This is a genomic window from Streptococcus koreensis (assembly GCF_003627135.1).
GTDB lineage: Bacteria > Bacillota > Bacilli > Lactobacillales > Streptococcaceae > Streptococcus > Streptococcus ilei.
Genome location: NZ_CP032620.1, coordinates 1,923,773 through 1,944,968, shown reverse-complemented (window position 1 = coordinate 1,944,968; position 21,196 = coordinate 1,923,773). Strand labels below are relative to the sequence as shown.

Genomic DNA, 21,196 nt, shown 5'->3' with positions numbered 1-21,196 from the left:
TGTAATTGACAGCGCATTCATATAGTGATATACTTATCATGTAATTAAAAGATATTTTAAAAGTGGAAGGGGTGAAAAGATGGGATTAAATCAACTGTTTAATCGGGAATTAGTCTTTTGCCTAGATGTTGCGAATCAAGAAGAATTGTTTGACCAGGTTGCAACTTTATTGGAAGAACGTCAGATTGTGACAGATTCTTATCGAGCTGCATTAAAAGAGAGAGAGAAATCGTTCCCTACTGGCTTGGATATGGAATTTCTAGGAAAGGATCTTCCGAATGTAGCGATTCCTCATACGGATATCATCCATAACCTAACAGAGAATATTGTAGTTGTTCGATTGAAAAATCCGGTAACCTTCCACAATATGATCGCACCTGATAAAGAAGTAGAAGTTTCTCTTTTATTCTTCATCATTAACAATTCTAGTTCCAGCCAAACAAACATTTTGGCGCATTTGATGGATTTCTTTACGACAAATGGAAATCTTGAAAACATGTCGAAATTGGAAACTGAAGAAGACTTATATCGCTATATCACAGAAGCGATTGCTTAATAGTAAAAATTAAAAATATTTATAATGGAGGTCATTCAAATGATTAAAATTTTAGCTGCCTGTGGTGCAGGGGTTAACTCAAGCCACCAAATCAAAAGCGCTCTAGAAGAAGAGCTTTCAAACCGTGGATATGATGTACAATGTGATGCGGTAATGGTAAAAGATGTGAATGAAGATTTGATTAAAGGTTATGATATCTTTACACCAATCGCTGCAACAGATTTAGGCTTTGATCCTGGTATTCCAGTAGTTGAAGCTGGTCCAATCTTATTCCGTATTCCAGCTATGAGCGCTCCGGTATATGACAATATCGAAGCAGCCATCAAAGAACACGGTTTAAGCTAATTCGTTTATCTGTATTTTGTAAGCGGTTCCTATGCCTGGAATTGCTGACATTCATATTTTTGTAAAATATAAAAATATAAATCGGGAGGATTTATTATGAATGGCATTATCGATTTTGCCAATAAGTTTTTCAAACCCATTCTAGATATGGGTGCACCGATCATCATGTTGATCGTCCTAACTCTATTGGCACTTTTGTTTGGAGTGAAATTCTCCAAAGCGCTTGAAGGTGGTATTAAACTTGCCATCGCCCTTACAGGTATCGGTGCAATCATCGGTATGTTGAATGGAGCTTTCTCAGCGTCTCTTGCAAAATTCGTTGAGAACACTGGTATTCAATTGAATATCACAGACGTTGGTTGGGCACCACTTGCGACCATCACTTGGGGGTCTGCCTGGACACTTTACTTCTTGCTAGTTATGTTGGTTGTCAACATTGTCATGCTTGCAATGAAGAAAACAGATACACTTGATGTCGATATCTTTGATATCTGGCACTTGTCTATCACAGGTCTTTTGATTAAATGGTATGCGGATAAAAATGGAGTTAGCGCAGGAGTTTCTCTCTTAGTTGCCACTCTTGCAGTTGTTCTTGTAGGGATTATGAAAATCATCAACTCAGACTTGATGAAACCAACATTTGACGATTTGTTGAATGCACCAAGTTCATCACCTATGACTTCAACTCACATGAACTACATGATGAACCCAATCATCATGGTTTTGGATAAAATCTTTGACAAATTCTTCCCAGGTCTTGACAAATACGACTTTGACGCAGCTAAATTGAACAAGAAAATTGGTTTCTGGGGATCTAAATTCTTCATCGGTTTCCTTCTTGGGATCATTATCGGTATCATGGGAACTCCACATCCAGTTGCTGGAGTTGAAGATGCATCTTCATGGGAACTTGTTATTAAAGGTTGGATCAGCCTTGGTTTGACTGCCGGTGTCTGCTTGGAATTGTTCTCATTGATCGGTTCTTGGTTCATCGCAGCGGTAGAACCATTGTCACAAGGTATTACAAACGTTGCTACTAAACGTCTTCAAGGACGTAAATTCAATATCGGTTTGGACTGGCCATTTATCGCTGGTCGTGCAGAAATCTGGGCTTGTGCAAACGTACTTGCACCAATCATGTTGATCGAAGCAGTGCTTCTTTCTAAAGTCGGAAATGGTATCTTGCCACTTGCAGGGATCATCGCTATGGGTGTGACTCCAGCTCTCTTGGTTGTAACACGTGGTAAATTGATCCGTATGATCGTGTTTGGAACACTCTTGTTGCCACTCTTCCTTCTTTCAGGTACTCTTATCGCACCATTCGCTACTGAATTGGCGAAAAGTGTAAAAGCCTTTCCAGAAGGAGTTGACAAAGCTCAATTGATCACTCACTCAACTCTTGAAGGACCTGTTGAAAAATTGCTTGGTTGGACAATCGGTAATGCAACAACTGGTGATATTAAATTGATTATTGGTGTTGTTGCCTTCTTAGCATTCTACGTTGGAATCTTTGCATGGTACAGAAAACAAATGATCAAACGTAACGAAGCATACGCAGCAAATGCAAAATAATCCGCTCCTAAATATGTAACTTGATAAAACTAGGGTATCAATTTTCCAGACATGGAGGGGTAGCCTAGTTTTTTCTCTAAAATAACATGCTAAGGAGTGAAATATGAGGATAGCTTTAAAAAATAATGATCTGGAAGTTTGTTTCAAGGAGTTAGGTGGTGAGCTGACCTCTATCAAGGATCAGGAAGGTATCGAATATCTTTGGCAGGGTGATGCTCAGTATTGGAGTGGCCAAGCCCCAGTTCTCTTTCCTATCTGTGGTTCGGTTCGAAATGATACAACCATGTATCGCCCTCAAGGTGTTGGGAAGATCCCTCGCCACGGGCTGGTTCGCAAGAAAAACTTTGAGCTGGTTGAGCAAACAGAAGATCGGGTGACTTTTGGGATAGAAGATACGGAAGAAATGTATCAGCAATATCCCTATCATTTCAGATTAGAAATTTCTTATCAATTACTTGGTAAGAAGATTCAAGTAACCTATCGGGTTCACCATCTTGGTGAGGAAGGAGTCATGCCCTTTTTCGTTGGTGGCCATCCAGGATTTAATTGTCCGTTACTGGCGGATGAAGGATTTGAAGATTACTACCTGGAATTCGAACAAGAAGAGACCTGTAGTATTCCTAAATCCTATCCAGAGACAGGCTTGCTAAACGTCTTTGATCGGACACCTTTCTTACAGCAAGAGAAAATCCTAAATCTCGATTACGATCTCTTCCAAAAGGATGCCATCACCTTAGATTGCTTACAATCAAGAAGGGTGATCCTCCGCTCTAAAAAGCACGAAAAAGGAGTAAGCCTTCATTTTCCAGATTTTTCAAACTTGATCATCTGGACAACACCTAATAAAGGACCATTTATCGCTTTAGAGCCTTGGTCTGGTTTATCCACTTCCCTTGAAGAGAGTGATTATTTGGAATATAAAAAGCAAGTTCGTCTCTTGTCAGCAGGTCAAACAGCTGAACTAAGTTTTGAAATCGAAATTTTATAGATAATAATGTTGTTGAATATAGAAGTTTCTGTATTTGATTGAAAAATGAATTAAAAGAAGGAGCATAATATGTCAGTTATTATTGGTGCGGATGCAGCAGGTATCCGCTTAAAAGAAGTAGTCAAAGAATATTTGGAAGCAGAAGGTTTCCAAGTAGTGGATGTGACAGAAGAAGGGCAAGACTTTGTCGATGTGACTTTGGCTGTCGCTAAGGAAGTCAAACAAGCAGAAGACAATCTTGGTATCGTCATTGATGCCTATGGTGCTGGTCCATTCATGGTCGCTACTAAAATTAAAGGAATGGTTGCGGCAGAAGTTTCAGATGAGCGTTCTGCCTACATGACTCGTGGCCACAACAATTCTCGCATGATCACCATGGGCGCTCAAATCGTGGGTGACCAATTGGCCAAAAATATCGCCAAAGGTTTTGTAAACGGTAAGTATGACGGCGGTCGCCACCAAATCCGTGTCGATATGCTCAACAAGATGTGCTAAGGGGAGGAGTAAACGAATGAAAATTGCAATTGGATGTGACCATATTGTCACAAATGAAAAAATGGCTGTTTCTGAATTTTTGAAATCAAAAGGTTATGAAGTTCTTGACTTCGGAACCTATGACCACGCGCGTACCCACTACCCAATTTTTGGGAAAAAAGTCGGAGAAGCTGTAGCAAGTGGCCAAGCAGACCTTGGAGTCTGTATCTGTGGGACTGGCGTTGGGATTAACAACGCGGTTAACAAGGTCCCTGGAATCCGTTCAGCCTTGGTCCGCGATATGACAACTGCACTTTATGCCAAAGAAGAACTCAATGCCAACGTCATTGGTTTCGGTGGAAAAGTAACTGGTGAGTTGCTCATGTGCGATATCATTGAAGCTTTCATTCATGCAGAATACAAACCAAGTGAAGAAAACAAGAAATTGATTGCCAAGATTCAACATTTGGAGACTCATAATGAGCACCAAGAGGATGCAGACTTCTTTACAGAATTCCTTGAAAAATGGGATCGTGGTGAGTACCACGACTAAGAGGTAGGATTATGATCTTAACTGTCACCTTGAATCCGTCCATTGATATTTCTTATCCCTTGGAAGAATTGAAGTTGGATACCGTTAACCGTGTGTCGGAAGTTTCTAAAACAGCAGGTGGTAAAGGGTTGAATGTCACCCGTGTCTTAGCTGAGAGCGGTGAAACAGTTGGAGCAACAGGTTTTGTGGGGGGGACCAATGGTCAATTCATCAAGACCCATCTTCCACGAGACGTTCAATCTTTCTTCTATGATATTCTGGGTGATACACGAAACTGTATCGCCATCTTACATGAAGGAAATCAAACAGAAATTTTAGAAGCAGGTCCAGAAATACTTCGGACGGAAGCCTTGGGATTTCTTCATCATTTCAAACTTCTCATGCCGACATCAGATGTGATTGCCATTTCGGGTAGTCTACCTGTAGGTCTACCAGTAGACTATTATGCGAGTTTAATTGAGATTGCAAGAGAAGCAGGACGTAAAGTAGTGCTGGATTCATCTGGTAAATCCTTAGAAGCAGTCCTTCACTCCGAGTTCAAACCAACGGTTATCAAGCCCAATCGCGAAGAACTCTCTCAACTATTGGGACGTGATGTTTCAGCTGATTTTGAGGATTTGAAAGAAGTCCTGAAAGATTCGCTATTTGAAGGGATTGAATGGATTATTGTATCCTTAGGTGGAGATGGAGCCTTTGCCAAACATGGTGATGTCTTCTATAAAGTGGACATTCCAAAAATTGAAGTCGTTAACCCGGTGGGATCTGGTGATTCAACCGTGGCTGGTATTTCTGCTGGTCTCAGTAGCGGGAAGGATGACGCAGCTCTTTTGACCCATGCCATGGTCCTAGGGATGCTAAATGCTCAAGAAAAGATGACCGGACATGTCAATATGGCCCACTATGATGATTTGTATCAACAGATAAATGTAAAAGAGGTATAAGATGGTATTAACAGAACAAAAACGCAACTATTTAGAAAAATTGAGCACCAAAGAGGGTGTGATCTCTGCCTTGGCTTTTGACCAACGCGGTGCCTTGAAACGCCTCATGGCCCAATACCAAGACACAGAACCAACAGTGGCTCAAATGGAAGAATTGAAGGTCTTGGTGGCTGAAGAATTGACACCATTCGCATCTTCTATGCTCTTGGACCCTGAGTATGGACTTCCAGCGACCAAGGTCTTGGATGCAGAAGCAGGGCTCTTGTTGGCATATGAAAAAACAGGCTATGACACTTCTAGCACCAAGCGTCTGCCAGACTGCCTCAACCTTTGGTCAGCTAAACGCATCAAAGAACAAGGTGCAGATGCAGTGAAATTCTTGCTCTACTATGATGTGGACAGTGCAGACGAACTCAACCAAGAAAAACAAGCCTACATCGAACGCATCGGTTCAGAATGTGTAGCAGAAGAAATTCCATTCTTCCTTGAAATCTTGGCTTATGATGAAAAAATCGCTGATGCAGGTTCTGTAGAATACGCTAAAGTGAAACCTCGCAAAGTCATCGAAGCGATGAAAGTCTTCTCAGACCCACGCTTCAACATCGATGTCTTGAAAGTAGAAGTGCCAGTTAACGTCAAATACGTAGAAGGATTTGGCGATGGAGAAATTGTGCATAGCCGTGAGGAAGCTGCAGCCTTCTTTAAAGAACAAGAAGAAGCAACCAACCTTCCATACATCTACTTGAGTGCAGGTGTTTCTGCCAAACTCTTCCAAGAAACCCTAGTCTTTGCCCATGAAGCAGGCGCAAACTTCAACGGGGTTCTTTGCGGACGTGCAACTTGGGCTGGATCTGTAGAAGCCTACATCAAGAATGGGGAAGAGGCGGCTCGTGAATGGTTGCGTACCGAAGGTCGTCGCAACATTGAAGAACTCAACCAAGTCTTGGACCAAGTCGCAACTTCTTGGAAAGAGCGCATTTAATTCCTTTGTTCCTAACGTATAAAATAGTCTTTCTAGCCATCTAGAAGGGCTATTTTTTTGTTTGGAGAAAGGAATCATCTTGGTCGTTCGTCAAAAATTGGTTCCCAATGTTCATAAATCTGATTAACATTTTTTTCACTATTCAAATAGCTTCTGATTTGTAAGGATTTATGTGATAATTATACATTGCAATCGAAAATAAGAGTGTTTTACAGTATAATAGATTTATAAGAGTGAAGGAGTTGGCGTATGGAAAGGATCGTATATAGAGAAGCGAGGCTAGACGAGTACAAGACGATTGGAAAAGTCTGTTCTGATGCTTTTATGAATTATCCATTTTTAACCGTCATTAAAGAAGATTTAAAAAAGCCTGAATACTTTCCGGCCTTTATTGAACTATTGCATACCTTATTAGTCAAGCTGTACATCAAAGAGGAAACTTGCTTAGTTGCTGAACGAGACGGAGAAATCATAGCGGTGGGGCTGTTGCAACAAAAAGATTTCTCAATGATCTCTTATCTACTAAATGGGATTTTTAAGTTATTCCGTTATATCACACCATTAAATTTGCTGAAATACCTAGATCTCGTAGAACGTTCAGAACAGCATTTGAAAAAGTCCGGAAACTTTGACTGGTATTTAATGATGTTTGCTGTGAGCCCAACTGTTCAGGGACAAGGTGTTGGCAGTCATTTCCTCCAAAACGGGATTGAACCTTACGTAAAGGCCAAAGGTTGTAAGCGTCTAGGCTTGATCACCAGTACTCAGCAAAATGTCTTTTTCTATAAGAAGAATGAATTCGTCCTATTAGACTCTATGGTTCTCGACTATGGAAAGCAGTCTGTTGGGAATTGGGCTTTTTTAAAAAACCTTGATGACGAATCCTAGATTATTTTTAAAAAAGGAGGCTGGGACAAAAGTCCTAGCCTCTCAATTGTCTTTGGATAGTCGAGCAAGACGCAGTGGTTGAGTGGGCTCTACTAGGCTGATTTCATCAGCTTTTACAGCCCTACTCAACTGTGCGGAGGTGGGACGACGAAATCGAATTCTAACGAATTACCGATTTCTGTCCCACTCTCTTTTTCTTACATTTAGACTTGTTATTCAGGTCCTATCATTTGAATTTTGCTTCTTTTTATGTTGCTTGATATAGGTTAGCTTTTCTTCTCTTGTCTTATGTTTAAACAGGGCTTCAGCAGACATAGCCGTCCTTTTGTCAGGAAAAGACTCCTGGTAAATCAAGGTTACAGGAAGTCTTGGGCGTGTATATTTAGCTCCTTTTCCTGCATTGTGAGCTTTGATGCGGCGCTCGATATCGGTCGTGTAGCCAGTATAGAGGGTTCCATCCGCACACTGGACAACATACATATAGGCTTTAGTTTCCATAATAAATCTCATGAATTTCCGGCGTATAGCTTCCATCCTCCTCATGGATGAACAATGGGGGAAGAATTTTTAGACCATCCCGCGATCCATCTTTAATAGCCTCAATGAGGAGCATGTTGGCATCTTTATGGACCTTAGGATAGACAAATTGAATCCGTTTGGGAGCCAGATTGAAGCGTTTCATGGTTTCAATGATATCTAAGAAGCGATCAGGACGATGCACCATGACGAGTCGACCATTGGATTTGAGGGTCCGTTGGGCCACTTGACAAATTTGGTCCAGATTGGTGGTAATCTCGTGGCGGGCTAGCAAATAATGAGGGCTCTCATTTAAATTGGAATGCTCGTCCACTTTAAAGTAGGGAGGATTACATAGGATAATGTCAATCTTACTACCGGGGAAATGGTGGGGCAAGTTTTTTAGATCATCTGTAATCATGGACATACGGTCAGACAGACCGTTTAATTGGATTGAACGTTCCGCCATATCCGCTAGTCTTTCCTGTATTTCTACTCCAACGATGGTTGCTTTCGTGCGCGTGCTAGCAAAGAGTCCGACAGCACCATTGCCGGCACAAAGATCGACAATCAGACCGCGATTGGGCAGTTTAGGAAAGCGCGACAAGAGAACACTATCAATAGAATAGCTAAAAACCTCTCTGTTCTGAATAATTTTCACATCACTAGAAAATAATTGGTTGATGCGTTCACCGTCTTTTAATTCGATATCGTTCATGGATCTATTATAGCACGAAAAGAGGACGGGGAAAAGCTAGGAAAGGGATAACGAAAAAATAAAGATAGAACTTTTGTTCTATCCTTATCAAAGAGTTTTTTAATAAAATTCATATTTTTGATAAATCGTCGCCAAGATGAAGATCCCTGTAAAGAGGGACATCAAGGCAAGGTAGACTGGGAAGGTCACAGCTGTCAATGTTCCAATTTCAATCAGACCTTTCAAGTAAAAGGCAGAAAGGTAGAAACCACAGACAGAGAAGATGATTAAGAGTCCTCGCCAGATATTGAGTGGTAAGCAAGCCCGAATAACAGACAAGAAACCAATAGATCCTAATAGGTAGTAGGAGAGGGTAGACATATCAAGACTTGACCAGCCATGATGAGCTCCCCATAAACGAACAAACAGGACGCTAAAGACAACCATCAAGGCATTTGGCAAGGCCAGATGCAAGGAACGTTTGAGGAAGTGTTTTTCCACTGGCTTAATATTTCGTTCAAAGGTCAAGACAAATGGTGGGAATCCTTCGACAAACTGATCGATCAGCGTAATCTGAATTGGAATAAATGGGAAAATCAACAAGTAGTTCACATCAAAGAACAGGGCACTTGCGATACAGATAATGGCCAGGATGAAGGAGTAAATGGTCTTAATAAAGAAGATGGGTGCGATTCGGCCAATATTATTAACGACCCGACGACCTTCAAAGAGAATTTCTGGAACATCATTGAAGTCTGAGTTTAACAAGACCAGATTGGCAATTTGACGTGTTGCAGGATCTCCTTCGGCCATCACGATGGAGCAGTCAGCTTCTCGTAAGGCTAGGATATCATTGACCCCATCTCCTGTCATAGCAGTGGTACGACCAGAGGCCTTGAGGGTTTGAATCAAGAGTTTCTTTTGGTGAGGAGATACCCGACCGAAAATAGCAGTATTCTCCGCTAGATCAACTAGCTCAGCATCATCGATTTTTGAACAGTCCACATAATTATCGTAGCTATCAAAACCGGCTTCTTTGGCAATATAGGAAACGGTAACAGGATTATCTCCTGAAATGATTTTTAAATCCACATCTTGTGAGCGAAGATAATCTAAGGTTTCAGCAGCCCCTTCACGGATTGGATCTAAGATTTCAATCACAGCGATAGCTTCTACATCACTTGGTAAAGTCAAATCATGCATATCAATGACTTCAACACTACGAGCTAAAATCAAGACCCGTGATCCATGGGCTTGGGCTTCCAATACTGCTGGAGGATTTTCTTTGAGAAGCATCTCTGGGGCACCCAAATAAATCGTTCCCAAGTTAGACAGGGTCATAGCTCCCCATTTTCGATCGCTTGAAAATGGAATGATTGATTCTGCTGTATAGGCATGTTCTAGCTCCCCATATGCCTTACGGATAGCTTGGGCAGTCGGGTTGTTATCCTCAGAATTTTGCATATATGCAGCGAGAATGACTTCGATGGTTTCTTCAGAAAAGTGTTCAGACAGGGAGTGAATGCCTTTGACGGTCATTTTTCCTTGGGTGATGGTTCCCGTCTTATCCAAACAAAGAGTATCCACACGAGCCAGTGTTTCGACTGAATACATCTCTTGAACCAAGACCTTGCGCATCCCTAATTTGATCACGGCTGTTAAGAGAGATGTTACTGTCAGAAGGGCAATCCCTTTTGGCAACATGCCCAGGAGGGCAGTAGAAGAAGTCACCACAGAATCTTTCATTGGAAGCAACTTGATAAAAAAGGCTTCACAGAAGAGGGCGATACCAAATGGGATAATAATCTTACCAGTGAAACTAGAGATTTTTGCGAGATTATAGAGAATGCGCGAATTGATGGGTTTGAGAGTTTTCGCCTCGACCATCAATTTATTAGCATAGTTATTGGCCCCCACACGATTGACACGAGCGTAGACTTGGCCACTTACCAAGAAGCTTCCGGATAGCAGTTCATCTCCCTCTCCCTTGAGCACCAAGTCACTTTCTCCTGTCAGCATAGCTTCGTTGGCTTCTGCAATCCCGATTTGAACGATGGCGTCACTCGGAATTTGGTCACCTGCCGAAAGCTTAATCACATCGCCAAGGACAATTTCCTCAGGATCAATGCTTTCTTCTTCCCCTGCTCGGATGACAGTAACGAGCTCCTTACTCATCAAATTCAATTTATCAATCATCCGTTTAGCACGGAGCTCTGTGGCAATTCCAGATAAGGCATTAAAGCAGATGACTGCAAAAAAGACCAGGTTACTCCAGGCTTGTACCGCAACCAAAGCGAGAGCAATCACAAAGTTCAGAGCATTAAACAAGGTGAAGACGTTACGCTTGATGATTTGCCAGGTACTGGTACTGGTGTTCGCTTTAAATTCGTTGGTTTGGCCACGCTGTATTTTTTTGCGGACCTCTTCATAGGTTAATCCCTTTAATTCATTCATTTCCATAGAAACATGATATCATTTTTTTAAGAAAAAGACTAGATGTAGTCAATTTGTTGAGTCACACACTTTTTGAAAAGATTTGCGGGGAACAAAAGGATAAGGTATAATGGTTAAACAAGAGAATTATCAAAGGAGAAAGCATGTTTTATACCTATTTACGTGGGTTAGTGACCTTTATTTTATGGGTTCTGAATGGAAATGCTCATTATCATCATAAGGAACTGATCCCAAGTCAAGAAGAAAATTATATACTTGTCGCTCCTCACCGGACTTGGTGGGATCCGGTCTATATGGCCTTTGCTACCAAGCCTAAGCAATTTATCTTTATGGCCAAGAAAGAGCTCTTTGCCAATCGAATTTTTGGTTGGTGGATTCGCATGTGTGGAGCCTTCCCAATTGACCGTGAAAATCCAGGTGCAGCTGCTATCAAATATCCAGTCAATATGCTCAAGAAAAGCAAGCGTTCCTTGATTATGTTTCCAAGTGGAAGCCGCCATTCTCAGGATGTGAAGGGTGGAGTTGCCGTGATTGCCAAAATGGCCAAGGTTCGTATTATGCCTGTAACTTATACTGGTCCAATGACCTTGAAAGGACTAGCTAGCTGTGAACGGGTTGACATGAACTTTGGGCACCCTATTGATATCTCTGATATTGCAAAAATGAATGATGAGGGAGTGGAAGAAGTTGCAAGACGTATTCAGGCTGAGTTTGATCGCTTAGATGCGGAATCTCAGGCACTCCGCAATGACCGGAAACCTCTTATCCTCATCCGTTTCTTGAAGTTTTTATTGTTGCCATTTGTCTTGGTTGTCGCTTTACTGACCCTCTTGTTTAGTTATATCGCAAGTTTCGTTTGGGATCCAGATAAGCATCGGAAAGACTAGACAGCTCTCTAGATAAAAAGAATGTCAAAAATCATGTGATTTTTGACATTTTTTTTTTATTTGTTTGATTTTTTACGAATAATAAAAATAAAAGGGGTATTTATGGAGACATGGATTGAGAAGATCAAGGAATATAAACTGTTTTTAGGCTTGGTTGCTGTGGGGCTAGTGGTGGGAGGAGTGTTTCTCTTTTGGCCTAAGCCAACCCCACAAGCACCGGAAACGGTCATTTCTCAGTTAGAAATGGTGGAGCAAGAGAGTTCTCCTAAGGGAGATTCAAGCTTTACTTCGAGCTCTCAGGAGAGAAGTGAGGAAAAGACCGACTCCTCGCATGAGAAAATCATGGTGGATGTGAAGGGGGCTGTCAGACAAGCGGGAGTCTATGAGCTTCCGGTGGGGAGTCGGGTCTATGATGCAGTGCAAAAAGCAGGAGGGATGACAGACGAAGCCAATAGCCAATCTGTCAACTTGGCTCAAAAATTAGAGGATGAGTCTATTGTCTATGTTGCTAAGAATGGAGAAGAAGTGGCGCCTGTAGCGTCTGCTTCTGCTGGGACCACAGGTGGTGAAAACCAGCAAAAGGATGGCAAGGTTAATCTCAATACAGCCACAGAAGCAGAATTACAGACTATTTCTGGGATTGGTCAAAAACGAGCTCAGGATATCATTGCTTATCGAGAGGAAAAAGGAAAATTTCAATCTGTTGATGAATTGAAAAATGTTTCTGGGATTGGCCAAAAGATGTTAGAAAAGTTAAAAGAGCATGTTACAGTGGATTAGAAGCATCAATATTCATCCATTTCATCTGACTCTTCCCGTCTTGGCTCTTTATTATTGGATGTATACAGGTCACTTGCTCGCTCCAATCTTCCTTCTGGCCTTCTTCATCTTGTTTAGTAGACGCTACAATGGCAAACAATTTCTAATCCTAGTAGGGCTTCTCTTGTTTGCTACACTTTGTTTTGCTTTTCGAATCGAACATGGTAAGCAGGAAGCGCGGGATCAAGAGGTTCCAAGGGTTATTCAGCTCTTACCAGATACCATCAAGGTGAATGGAGATGCCTTATCCTTTCGTGCTCAGTCAGGTAGTCGTACTTTTCAGGTTTTCTATCAGCTTCAGACAAAAGAAGAACAAGCCTATTTTAAACACTTGGATCATGGGCTAGAATTAAGAATAAAAGGAGAATTAGAGACCCCGACAAAACAGCGAAATTTCATGGGCTTTGATTACCAGGCTTATCTGAAAACACAAGGGATCTATCATCTTTTGAAAATCAGCCAGATCCTTGAAAAGAGACCTGCTGAACCTAGAGATTTAATAGGCCTCCTGTCTAGTTGGAGGCGGAAGGCTCTTGTGTGGGTTCACCAGCATTTCCCCCAACCCATGAGTCACTATATGACGGGCTTGCTTTTTGGTTTTTTAGATGTGGAGTTCGAAGAAATGAGTCAGCTGTATTCGAACTTGGGGATTATCCATCTGTTCGCCTTGTCGGGCATGCAGGTCGCTTTCTTCTTAGATACTTTTCGACGATTCTTTCTTCGCTTGGGATTGGAGCAGGAAAAAGTTGCAATCCTCCTCTATCCGTTTTCGCTTCTTTATGCTGGGATGACGGGCTTTTCGGTTTCGGTCGTTCGAAGCCTTATACAGAAGCTCCTAGCCCAGCAAGGTCTCAAAGGAATGGAGAATATGGGGATGACCCTCCTCTTGTTGCTCCTTTTTCTGCCTTCTTCATTATTGACTGCTGGGGGACTCTTATCTTGTGCCTACGCTTTTATATTAACGCTAACCTCTTCCGAGGAGGAGAAGTCAGGAATCCGAAAAGTCGTCAAGGAGAGTCTGGTGTTAACACTAGGGGTTCTTCCTTTTTTGATTTTTTTCTTTGGAGAATACCAGCCCTGGTCTCTCCCTCTAACCTTTGTTTTTTCCCTCTTATTTGATGTCCTTTTGTTACCAGGATTGAGTGTCGTCTTTCTCCTCTCGTTTCTATATCCATTGACCTTCTGGAATCCCTTCTTCATCTGGATGGAAAAAAGTATGGAGTATATAGCAGGATTTACCAGTCAATCTTTGGTTTTTGGACAACCAAGTATTTCTTTCTTCCTCTTGCTGTTATTTTTATTGGCTTGTCTCTATGAGATGCGAAAGGTTAAGAAATGGAGATACCTGTTCTTACTCTTAGTATGCTCTGTATTTGCTATCGTGAAGCACCCTTTAGAAAATGAGATTACCATCATTGATATTGGTCAAGGTGATAGTATTTTGTTGCGTGATTGGCGAGGAAAAACGATCTTAATTGATACAGGAGGAAAAATGGACTTTGGCCAAAAGGAGGCATGGAAGAAGCGAAGGTCTACTAGCAATGCAGAACGGACCCTGCTCCCTTATCTGAAGAGCAGGGGGATTGACCAGATAGATCATATGATTCTCACACATACTGACACAGATCACATGGGAGATTTGGAAGTCCTTGCGGCTAAGGTTAGCATTAAGGAAATCAACATTTCCAAGGGAAGCTTAAAAAAAGACTCCTTTGTCCGTTTGCTCAAACGGTTAAACCTACCTGTAAAGACGCTGGAGGCTGGTGATCAACTGTCAATCTTTGATGGGAGTGCAGAAGTTCTCTATCCGGTAGAAGTAGGAGATGGGAGTAATAACGATTCTCTTGTTCTCTATGGCCGGTTTTATGGTTGGACCTTCCTTTTTACAGGAGATTTAGAAGAAGAGGGGGAAAAGACCTTGTTAGCCCGCTATCCTCAACTACGCGTGGATGTATTAAAAGCAGGCCACCATGGTTCTAAGGGCTCTTCTCACCCAGCCTTCTTAAGGCAAATCCAAGCAAAAATTGCCTTGATATCTGCGGGAGAAAAAAATCGTTACCAGCATCCTCATCAGGAAACCTTGGAGCGATTTAAAGAGTTGCAGATGATGGTTTTTCGGACAGATCAGCAAGGAGCGATTCGTTTTAGAGGATGGAATCAGTGGAAGATTGAAACCGTTCGATAAAAGCTGTTTGATTTCTAGCTTGAAAATTGCTATGATAAAGTCAAGGAAATGAGGTTACAAGTATGAAATCATTACAGTTGTTCTGGATGCAATATGCTGATTTTTCTAGAAGATCAGATAGAAAAGAATTTTGGATTAGCCAAGTCTGGCATTTATTGTTTACAAGTCCTTTTTGGATTTACCAATTGGTCTTATTCTTTTCAAATTCGAAATCAGAGGAAGAGGTGATTCCTTTGATCGGGATGGACGTTTCGGATTGGTTAAGCATCTTTTTTCTCCTCTATCTCTATCTTATTTTTGTTCCTCAACAAGCAGTAGTCGTTCGGCGCTTGAGAGATGCAGGTCTTCATTGGGCTTTGATTTTCCTATTTCTAGGTCCTATCTTGATCTACCTTTTATCTCCTATTTCGATTTTTCTAGTCTTATCTCTTGCAGGTTTGCTATGCTTGGCTTGTCTCTTGCTCCTTCCAACTGCTAGACTGGTGCAACCGGACCAAAATGTTTCTCAAGGATTTGCTTCGACGAGTCCCGAGGTCTCTTCGCCAAGTATTCCTTTCCATTTGATGGAGCCCAACAGTTTTTCAGCTATTCCCCAGATTGTTTCGGCTCCACCAACTCCACTAGAGAAAGCGCCACTTGAAAAGAAAATGGAATCGGAACAGACTCAGTATCATTTTAGAGAGTGGAATGAGGTACCTTCAGAACATGCAGGCTTTACAAACAATTAAAAAAATTAGTGCCAAGAACCTTCCTCCTATCCTGGTTCTTTCAGGGGACGACATTGGTCAGTTTGAGTGGATGAAAGAGCAACTTTTAAAGAAAGTAGGCTACGATTCATCTGATTTAAACTATTCTTATTTTGACATGAAGGAAACAGCTTATTCAGAAGTTGAGCTTGACTTGGTCAGCCTCCCATTTTTTGCGGATGAAAAAATAGTGATTTTGGATCATTTTGTCGATGTGACGACCGCGAAAAAAAGATACCTGACGGATGATGAATTGCAGTACTTTGAAGGTTACTTATCGGCGCCTTTAGAAACGACTCGCTTAATTGTTTTTGCGGAAGGAAAACTGGATAGCAAACGAAGGATTGTCAAGCTTTTAAAACGGGATGCCCAGGTGCTGGAGGCAACTGAATTAAAGGAACAAGAGTTGCGTGCCCATTTCACGGAAGAGATTAAGTCACTAGAGCTAGCGATTGATTCACCAGCATTCGAACAACTTTTGATCAAATCTGGCTTTGATTTTAGTGAGATTCAGAAAAACTTGGAGTTTCTTAAAACGTACAAAGGAGCTTCGAGCATTACCATCTCAGATATTGAAGAGGCTATTCCGAAGACCCTACAGGATAATCTGTTTGATCTGATCCAGATGATCTTAAAGAAACAAATTGATCCCGCTCGTAGTTTGGTCAAGGACCTGCGGTTACAAGGCGAAGATGAAATCAAACTCTTGGCCATTTTGTTGAGTCAGTTCCGCGTCTACACACAGGTCAAACTGTTGAAGCAGGAGGGACGGACAGAATCCCAAATCGTTTCAGACCTATCAGAGCTGACCGGCCGAAAAGTGAACCCCTACCAAGTCAAATTTGCCCTAAGGGATAGTAGAGGAATTTCTCTTTCTTATTTGGAGCAGGCTATTTGTCTTTTGATTGATACCGATTTTCAAATGAAATCGGGAACTTATGAGAAAGATTATTTATTTGATTTAGCTTTACTAAAGCTGGCTAATCCATCGGTGTAAGCAGAATAGTTGAATAAATTAGATGATTGCGTTATCATTTTTATATACATAAAGAAAAAGAGGTATTTTCCATGGCAATTATTTTACCAGACCTTCCATACGCTTACGATGCATTAGAACCATATATTGATGCTGAAACAATGCACTTGCACCATGACAAACACCACCAAGCATATGTAAATAACGCTAATGTAGCTCTTGAAAAACACCCTGAAATCGGTGAAGACCTTGAAGCTTTGCTTGCAGATGTAGAATCTATCCCAGCTGATATCCGTCAAGCGCTTATCAACAACGGTGGCGGACACTTGAACCACGCTCTTTTCTGGGAATTGATGACTCCTGAAAAAACAGCTCCTTCAGCAGAACTTGCAGCAGCAATCGATGCAGCTTTCGGTTCATTTGAAGAATTCCAAGCAGCCTTTACTGCAGCGGCTACAACACGCTTCGGTTCTGGATGGGCATGGTTGGTTGTTAACAAAGAAGGGAAGCTTGAAGTGACTTCAACAGCAAACCAAGATACACCAATCTCAGAAGGGAAGAAACCAATCTTGGGCTTGGATGTTTGGGAACATGCCTACTACGTGAAATACCGCAACGTTCGTCCTGACTACATCAAAGCTTTCTTCTCAGTAATTAACTGGAACAAAGTTGATGAGCTTTACGCAGCAGCTAAATAAGCTTTCATAATAAAAAAGTTTGAATCAAAAGGTAGCTTAATGGTGCCTCTCGATTCAGGCTTTTTATTTTTCAAATTGGTCGAATTAGATTCAAATGAATCTCCCATTTTGGAAGGGATATTTCTTGCGTTTATACTTGAAAATGATACACTAGAAGAGTATGTGAAAGTGAGGAAAAAAGCTTCCTACATAAGGAAGAAACTCCTGTCACTTTTTCTGAAAAAACTATGCCTCGAAAAAAGGGAGAATGAAAATGACGAGTATTACGATTACTAAAGGAGCAGTAGATACTCCACTTTATTTAAAAATGCTCAACCGCCATGGTTTGATTGCGGGAGCTACTGGAACAGGGAAAACCGTTACCTTAAAAGTGATAACTGAAAAATTGAGTCAGCAAGGGATTCCAGTATTTCTAGCAGATATCAAGGGTGATCTTTCCGGTCTTGCCAAAGCAGGACAATGGACGCCAAAGATGGAGGAGCGCTATAAGCTCCTAGGTATTACAGATCCTTTTGAACCTCAGGCTTTTCCAGTTCGCTTATGGGATGTCTTCGGCCAAGCAGGCCATCCGGTCCGTGCAACGATTGAAGGAATGGGCTCTCTTTTGCTAGCTCGTTTGTTGGATCTCAACGAAACGCAAACAGGGATTTTGGCCATCGTCTTTAAATTAGCCAAGGAAAAAAATTGGCCTTTGATTGATTTGAAGGATTTACAGAGTCTTTTGAAGGAAGTGTATGACCATGCCTCAGAATATTCCGCTCAGTATGGAAATATCAGTAAACAATCAGTGGGAGCTATTCAACGAAGCTTGTTGGTGCTAGAACAAGAGGGAGCAGATCAATTCTTCGGAGAGCCAGCTTTGGATCTTCAAGATTTTATGCAATTGGATAGCAGTGGACGAGGCTACATCAACATTCTGTCAGCAACTCGTCTCTTTAACTCCCCTAAGCTCTATTCAACCTTCCTTATCTGGATGTTGTCTCGTCTGTTCGAAACCTTGCCAGAAGTTGGAGATCTAGAAAAACCAAAATTTGTCTTTTTCTTTGATGAAGCCCACCTTTTGTTTAATGATGCAAGTAAGCTCTTCCTTGAAAAAGTTGAGCAAGTCGTTCGCCTCATCCGATCTAAAGGAGTAGGGATTTACTTTATTACGCAGAATCCTCAAGATCTCCCTGAATCTGTCTTAGCCCAACTTGGTAACCGAGTCCAACATGCCTTGCGTGCCTATACGCCAAAAGAAATGAAGGCCATCAAAGTTGCTGCTCAAAGCTTCCGACCAAACCCAGAGTTTGATACGGAAACTGTCTTGACGGAGTTGGGAACAGGGGAAGCTCTAGTTTCCTTTCTAAATGAAAAGGGACAACCAAGTGTGGTTGAACGTTCTTATATTTTATCTCCACAATCCAGTTTTGATTTGTTAAACGAAAGTGAACAGTTAGCCTTGATCACCAGCTCTCCTTTCCATCAAAAATATGCTGTTCGAGTAGACAATGAATCAGCTTATGAAAAATTGACTGAAAAATCTGCTAGAGAAGAGAATGAAAAGGAACGGGAAGAGGAAGAAAAGACGAGAGTTGCAGAAGAGAGGGCCAGCCAAAAACGGAGTCCAGGCCGTCCACGGAAATCTAGTTTAGAAAAGGCAAAAGATTCCTTTATCAGTTCCTTGTTCCGTACTATTGCACGCGAAGTTGCTAAATTGATTATGGGATCCTTTAAGCGCAAATAAGACAGTAAAAATTGGATGGATTCATAGGAACCTGAGGAAAGATTGAGGTTGGAGTTGCTAAAAAAGTTCCTGCCAGAAGAAATCGTTTTCTGATCCAGAAATACCTTGTTATTTTAAAGAGAATCTTTTATAATTAACTTCATATGAAAAAAATATTTAATGTTCGATCGATCATGATTGTGTTGGGAATTTTATTATGTATAGGAGGAGTTGGAGCATTAACTTACCTCCATCTACATCAAGCTCCAGTTCCACCGCTTGCTAAAGAGGGAACGACAGGTCAATCAGTCGAGTCAAAGCAAGAAAAGCAACCCCTTCAACCTCCCCGTGTCAAAACTCCTGAGGAGAAACAAGCAGTCCTCGATCAGGACCGTGAAACTATGGAGTATCTGGGCCTCGTCTATGATTATGCCAATAAAGGTTTGGTCGAGGTTGTACAAGACTACATGGCTGAAAATGGAATTGATCCTTCTCAAATCACCTTTACCTATAAAAATCCTGCTACAGGCCAACAGTTTTCGATGAATGAGTTGCAGCCAATGACAGCGGGAAGTACTTATAAACTGCCCCTAAATATGTTAGTCGTGGATGAAGTCGATGCAGGGAAATTAAACTTAACGGATGAATTTGATATTACCAATACTTACTACGAGTACCTTGGAGAGCATGATAATTATGTAGCTGCCTTTGGTGGAGCTATGACGATTCCAGATATGCAACGTTATTCTCTTGTCTATTCAGAAAATACGCCGGCCTATGCCTTGGCCGACCGCTTTGGTGGCATGGACAATGTCTATGGGAAGTATGAAAAATATGGAAAATCCCGTGCAGAAATAAAAACTATTAGTCCTGAAAACAAAACGACATCTGATTACTATATTCAAGTCTTGGACTATCTTTGGAACCACAAAGAAAAGTATGGGACCTTGCTAGAATTAATCGGAGAGTCCTTTCCAAATGAATACTACAAACGGTATTTACCAGATTTAGTCATTCAGCAAAAACCTGGTTATGTAGCGGAAGCCCTGAATGTCGAAGCTATTGTTTACGAACAAACTCCTTATCTTATCTCAATTTTTACAGCTGGTCTAGGGGGGACAACCCCAGAAAGTACGGAGATCAGTGGTTACGGTCTTCATTTACTTGGTCAACTCTGCTATGTGATCAATGAATGGCACCGTGTAAATGTCAATTAAGGAATTAGAACCTTTCCCAAGATAGTTTTGGGAAGGTTTTTTCTATGCAAAATATGGTTTAATGGTTAAAATCTTGGTGACATTCTTTGAGGTCAGTGAATAAATATGATATAATAACTAAAGAACCTAAAGAAAGAATAGAAATGATTACAAAAGAAGATTATCAGTTGATTCGATCCCATCCAGCTTTCTCTGAAATTCCAGTTGAAAAATTTGATAAATTAGCTGTAGAGCTTCATTATAGAGAAATACCAAAGGGACAAATCCTATTTTTTGCTGGTGATAAACGCGATCGTATCTTTTTAGTGGTGGAAGGCTATGTCCGGATTGAGGAGTTTGACTCTTCTGACACCTTCTCGTATATGGATTACATCAAAGAAGGAGCTGTCTTCCCATACGGTGGTATGTTTACAGATTCAACTTATCACTATACAGCCACTTCCATGACAACGGTAAAATATTTCAGTATCCCTGTTCAGCTTTATGAGGAAATTGTTCAGTCCAGTATGGAACAAGTTCTCTTTATAACGAGAAAACTTTCAAAAATTCTGGAATTCCAGGAGTTGCGGCTTCGCAATGTGGTGGCAGCTAGTGCCAGTGATCGTGTGATCCAATCCCTAGCTCTACTCTGTAAGGATTATCAAAAGTCTGGGCCAACTATTCCTTTTCCAATGAGTATGAAGGAGTTGGCTAGATTAGCTGCTACGACGAGAGAAACCGTTAATCAAGTGTTAAAGAAGCTCCTAGAAGAGGAGAGAATCGAGTACAAGCATAAGAAATTAACCTTTCTAGATCTTCCATTCTTTTTAGATAGTTTTGAAGAAGCCTAATAGGGCTTCTTTTATTTTCTGTCAAAAACGTTAAAAAGTTTCAAAAATCAAATAAAAAAATATTTACTCGCAAAAAGAATATATTTAGCAAAATATTCAAAGAAAGCGGTTCATTTTTCATAAAACAAGGGTGATATTTAAAAAAATGTCAGATTCTTGGCATTCGT

Annotated in this window: 21 protein-coding genes; 18 read left to right on the top strand and 3 right to left on the bottom strand. The window is 41.2% G+C overall.

What is annotated here, in order from left to right; all coding sequences use genetic code 11:
• The first annotated feature begins 79 nt into the window (after positions 1–79).
• The 9 genes from D7D50_RS09705 (at position 80) to D7D50_RS09665 (ending at position 7,299) form a co-directional block, all read left to right on the top strand.
• Complete coding sequence (locus D7D50_RS09705) at positions 80–556, top strand: PTS sugar transporter subunit IIA (protein ID WP_048689142.1); 477 nt, start codon at positions 80–82, stop codon at positions 554–556.
• A 39-nt stretch (positions 557–595) separates the two neighbouring features.
• Positions 596–901: a PTS sugar transporter subunit IIB gene (locus D7D50_RS09700; protein WP_006148587.1), complete on the top strand. Its 306-nt coding sequence runs from the start codon at positions 596–598 to the stop codon at positions 899–901.
• A gap of 96 nt (positions 902–997) precedes the next feature.
• Positions 998–2,473: a PTS galactitol transporter subunit IIC gene (locus D7D50_RS09695; protein WP_120702198.1), complete on the top strand. Its 1,476-nt coding sequence runs from the start codon at positions 998–1,000 to the stop codon at positions 2,471–2,473.
• 103 nt (positions 2,474–2,576) lie between these two features.
• Positions 2,577–3,461: an aldose 1-epimerase family protein gene (locus D7D50_RS09690; protein ID WP_120702196.1), complete on the top strand. Its 885-nt coding sequence runs from the start codon at positions 2,577–2,579 to the stop codon at positions 3,459–3,461.
• 69 nt (positions 3,462–3,530) lie between these two features.
• On the top strand, positions 3,531–3,956 hold the full coding sequence (gene lacA / locus D7D50_RS09685) for a galactose-6-phosphate isomerase subunit LacA (RefSeq protein WP_023026584.1): 426 nt from the start codon (positions 3,531–3,533) through the stop codon (positions 3,954–3,956).
• Positions 3,957–3,972: 16 nt separating this feature from the next.
• Positions 3,973–4,488 carry a galactose-6-phosphate isomerase subunit LacB gene (gene lacB, locus D7D50_RS09680; protein ID WP_120702194.1) on the top strand — a complete coding sequence of 172 codons (516 nt, stop codon included), beginning with the start codon at positions 3,973–3,975 and terminating at the stop codon, positions 4,486–4,488.
• Positions 4,489–4,499: 11 nt separating this feature from the next.
• Positions 4,500–5,429, top strand: a complete 930-nt coding sequence (locus D7D50_RS09675) for a tagatose-6-phosphate kinase (protein ID WP_120702192.1) — start codon at positions 4,500–4,502, stop codon at positions 5,427–5,429.
• A 1-nt stretch (position 5,430) separates the two neighbouring features.
• Complete coding sequence (gene lacD / locus D7D50_RS09670; RefSeq protein ID WP_120701281.1) at positions 5,431–6,411, top strand: tagatose-bisphosphate aldolase; 981 nt, start codon at positions 5,431–5,433, stop codon at positions 6,409–6,411.
• Positions 6,412–6,660: 249 nt separating this feature from the next.
• The gene (locus D7D50_RS09665) at positions 6,661–7,299 is read left to right on the top strand and encodes a GNAT family N-acetyltransferase (RefSeq protein ID WP_120702190.1); all 639 of its coding nucleotides are present in this window, start codon (positions 6,661–6,663) and stop codon (positions 7,297–7,299) included.
• A gap of 216 nt (positions 7,300–7,515) precedes the next feature.
• Here the strand turns inward: D7D50_RS09665 and D7D50_RS09660 are convergent, their stop codons facing one another.
• The 3 genes from D7D50_RS09660 to D7D50_RS09650 form a co-directional block, all read right to left on the bottom strand.
• Positions 7,516–7,797, bottom strand: a complete 282-nt coding sequence (locus tag D7D50_RS09660; protein WP_023022665.1) for a GIY-YIG nuclease family protein — start codon at positions 7,795–7,797, stop codon at positions 7,516–7,518.
• Positions 7,787–8,533, bottom strand: a complete 747-nt coding sequence (locus D7D50_RS09655; protein ID WP_023022667.1) for a tRNA1(Val) (adenine(37)-N6)-methyltransferase — start codon at positions 8,531–8,533, stop codon at positions 7,787–7,789. The genes D7D50_RS09660 and D7D50_RS09655 overlap by 11 nt, the downstream gene beginning before the upstream one ends.
• Positions 8,534–8,632: 99 nt before the next feature.
• Positions 8,633–10,972 carry a cation-translocating P-type ATPase gene (locus tag D7D50_RS09650; protein WP_042507440.1) on the bottom strand — a complete coding sequence of 780 codons (2,340 nt, stop codon included), beginning with the start codon at positions 10,970–10,972 and terminating at the stop codon, positions 8,633–8,635.
• A gap of 137 nt (positions 10,973–11,109) precedes the next feature.
• Here D7D50_RS09650 and D7D50_RS09645 point away from each other — a divergent pair, with 137 nt between their 5' ends.
• From D7D50_RS09645 to D7D50_RS09600, 9 genes are all read left to right on the top strand, one after another.
• On the top strand, positions 11,110–11,853 hold the full coding sequence (locus tag D7D50_RS09645; RefSeq protein WP_023022671.1) for a lysophospholipid acyltransferase family protein: 744 nt from the start codon (positions 11,110–11,112) through the stop codon (positions 11,851–11,853).
• A gap of 102 nt (positions 11,854–11,955) precedes the next feature.
• Positions 11,956–12,633 carry a helix-hairpin-helix domain-containing protein gene (locus tag D7D50_RS09640; RefSeq protein WP_023026596.1) on the top strand — a complete coding sequence of 226 codons (678 nt, stop codon included), beginning with the start codon at positions 11,956–11,958 and terminating at the stop codon, positions 12,631–12,633.
• Positions 12,617–14,857, top strand: a complete 2,241-nt coding sequence (locus tag D7D50_RS09635; RefSeq protein WP_120702188.1) for a DNA internalization-related competence protein ComEC/Rec2 — start codon at positions 12,617–12,619, stop codon at positions 14,855–14,857. The genes D7D50_RS09640 and D7D50_RS09635 overlap by 17 nt, the downstream gene beginning before the upstream one ends.
• A 62-nt stretch (positions 14,858–14,919) precedes the next feature.
• Positions 14,920–15,585 (top strand): DUF805 domain-containing protein, encoded by a 666-nt coding sequence (locus D7D50_RS09630; RefSeq protein ID WP_120702186.1) that lies wholly within the window; start codon positions 14,920–14,922, stop codon positions 15,583–15,585.
• Positions 15,563–16,600, top strand: a complete 1,038-nt coding sequence (gene holA / locus D7D50_RS09625) for a DNA polymerase III subunit delta (RefSeq protein ID WP_120702184.1) — start codon at positions 15,563–15,565, stop codon at positions 16,598–16,600. The genes D7D50_RS09630 and holA overlap by 23 nt, the downstream gene beginning before the upstream one ends.
• Before the next feature lie 71 nt (positions 16,601–16,671).
• Positions 16,672–17,277, top strand: a complete 606-nt coding sequence (gene sodA, locus D7D50_RS09620) for a superoxide dismutase SodA (protein ID WP_120702182.1) — start codon at positions 16,672–16,674, stop codon at positions 17,275–17,277.
• 253 nt (positions 17,278–17,530) lie between these two features.
• Positions 17,531–19,003 (top strand): helicase HerA-like domain-containing protein, encoded by a 1,473-nt coding sequence (locus tag D7D50_RS09610; protein WP_120702180.1) that lies wholly within the window; start codon positions 17,531–17,533, stop codon positions 19,001–19,003.
• 143 nt (positions 19,004–19,146) lie between these two features.
• Entirely contained in the window at positions 19,147–20,199 is a 1,053-nt protein-coding gene (locus D7D50_RS09605; RefSeq protein WP_120702179.1) for a serine hydrolase, read from the top strand.
• Between the two features lie 143 nt (positions 20,200–20,342).
• Positions 20,343–21,029, top strand: a complete 687-nt coding sequence (locus D7D50_RS09600) for a Crp/Fnr family transcriptional regulator (protein ID WP_042361014.1) — start codon at positions 20,343–20,345, stop codon at positions 21,027–21,029.
• The last annotated feature ends 167 nt before the right edge of the window (positions 21,030–21,196 follow it).

Coding starts and splice junctions, on each gene's coding strand:
- D7D50_RS09705 (WP_048689142.1), top strand. CDS start 80: ATGGGATTAAATCAACTGTTTAATCGGGAATTAGTCTTTTGCCTAGAT.
- D7D50_RS09700 (WP_006148587.1), top strand. CDS start 596: ATGATTAAAATTTTAGCTGCCTGTGGTGCAGGGGTTAACTCAAGCCAC.
- D7D50_RS09695 (WP_120702198.1), top strand. CDS start 998: ATGAATGGCATTATCGATTTTGCCAATAAGTTTTTCAAACCCATTCTA.
- D7D50_RS09690 (WP_120702196.1), top strand. CDS start 2,577: ATGAGGATAGCTTTAAAAAATAATGATCTGGAAGTTTGTTTCAAGGAG.
- lacA (WP_023026584.1), top strand. CDS start 3,531: ATGTCAGTTATTATTGGTGCGGATGCAGCAGGTATCCGCTTAAAAGAA.
- lacB (WP_120702194.1), top strand. CDS start 3,973: ATGAAAATTGCAATTGGATGTGACCATATTGTCACAAATGAAAAAATG.
- D7D50_RS09675 (WP_120702192.1), top strand. CDS start 4,500: ATGATCTTAACTGTCACCTTGAATCCGTCCATTGATATTTCTTATCCC.
- lacD (WP_120701281.1), top strand. CDS start 5,431: ATGGTATTAACAGAACAAAAACGCAACTATTTAGAAAAATTGAGCACC.
- D7D50_RS09665 (WP_120702190.1), top strand. CDS start 6,661: ATGGAAAGGATCGTATATAGAGAAGCGAGGCTAGACGAGTACAAGACG.
- D7D50_RS09660 (WP_023022665.1), bottom strand. CDS start 7,797: ATGGAAACTAAAGCCTATATGTATGTTGTCCAGTGTGCGGATGGAACC.
- D7D50_RS09655 (WP_023022667.1), bottom strand. CDS start 8,533: ATGAACGATATCGAATTAAAAGACGGTGAACGCATCAACCAATTATTT.
- D7D50_RS09650 (WP_042507440.1), bottom strand. CDS start 10,972: ATGGAAATGAATGAATTAAAGGGATTAACCTATGAAGAGGTCCGCAAA.
- D7D50_RS09645 (WP_023022671.1), top strand. CDS start 11,110: ATGTTTTATACCTATTTACGTGGGTTAGTGACCTTTATTTTATGGGTT.
- D7D50_RS09640 (WP_023026596.1), top strand. CDS start 11,956: ATGGAGACATGGATTGAGAAGATCAAGGAATATAAACTGTTTTTAGGC.
- D7D50_RS09635 (WP_120702188.1), top strand. CDS start 12,617: ATGTTACAGTGGATTAGAAGCATCAATATTCATCCATTTCATCTGACT.
- D7D50_RS09630 (WP_120702186.1), top strand. CDS start 14,920: ATGAAATCATTACAGTTGTTCTGGATGCAATATGCTGATTTTTCTAGA.
- holA (WP_120702184.1), top strand. CDS start 15,563: ATGCAGGCTTTACAAACAATTAAAAAAATTAGTGCCAAGAACCTTCCT.
- sodA (WP_120702182.1), top strand. CDS start 16,672: ATGGCAATTATTTTACCAGACCTTCCATACGCTTACGATGCATTAGAA.
- D7D50_RS09610 (WP_120702180.1), top strand. CDS start 17,531: ATGACGAGTATTACGATTACTAAAGGAGCAGTAGATACTCCACTTTAT.
- D7D50_RS09605 (WP_120702179.1), top strand. CDS start 19,147: ATGAAAAAAATATTTAATGTTCGATCGATCATGATTGTGTTGGGAATT.
- D7D50_RS09600 (WP_042361014.1), top strand. CDS start 20,343: ATGATTACAAAAGAAGATTATCAGTTGATTCGATCCCATCCAGCTTTC.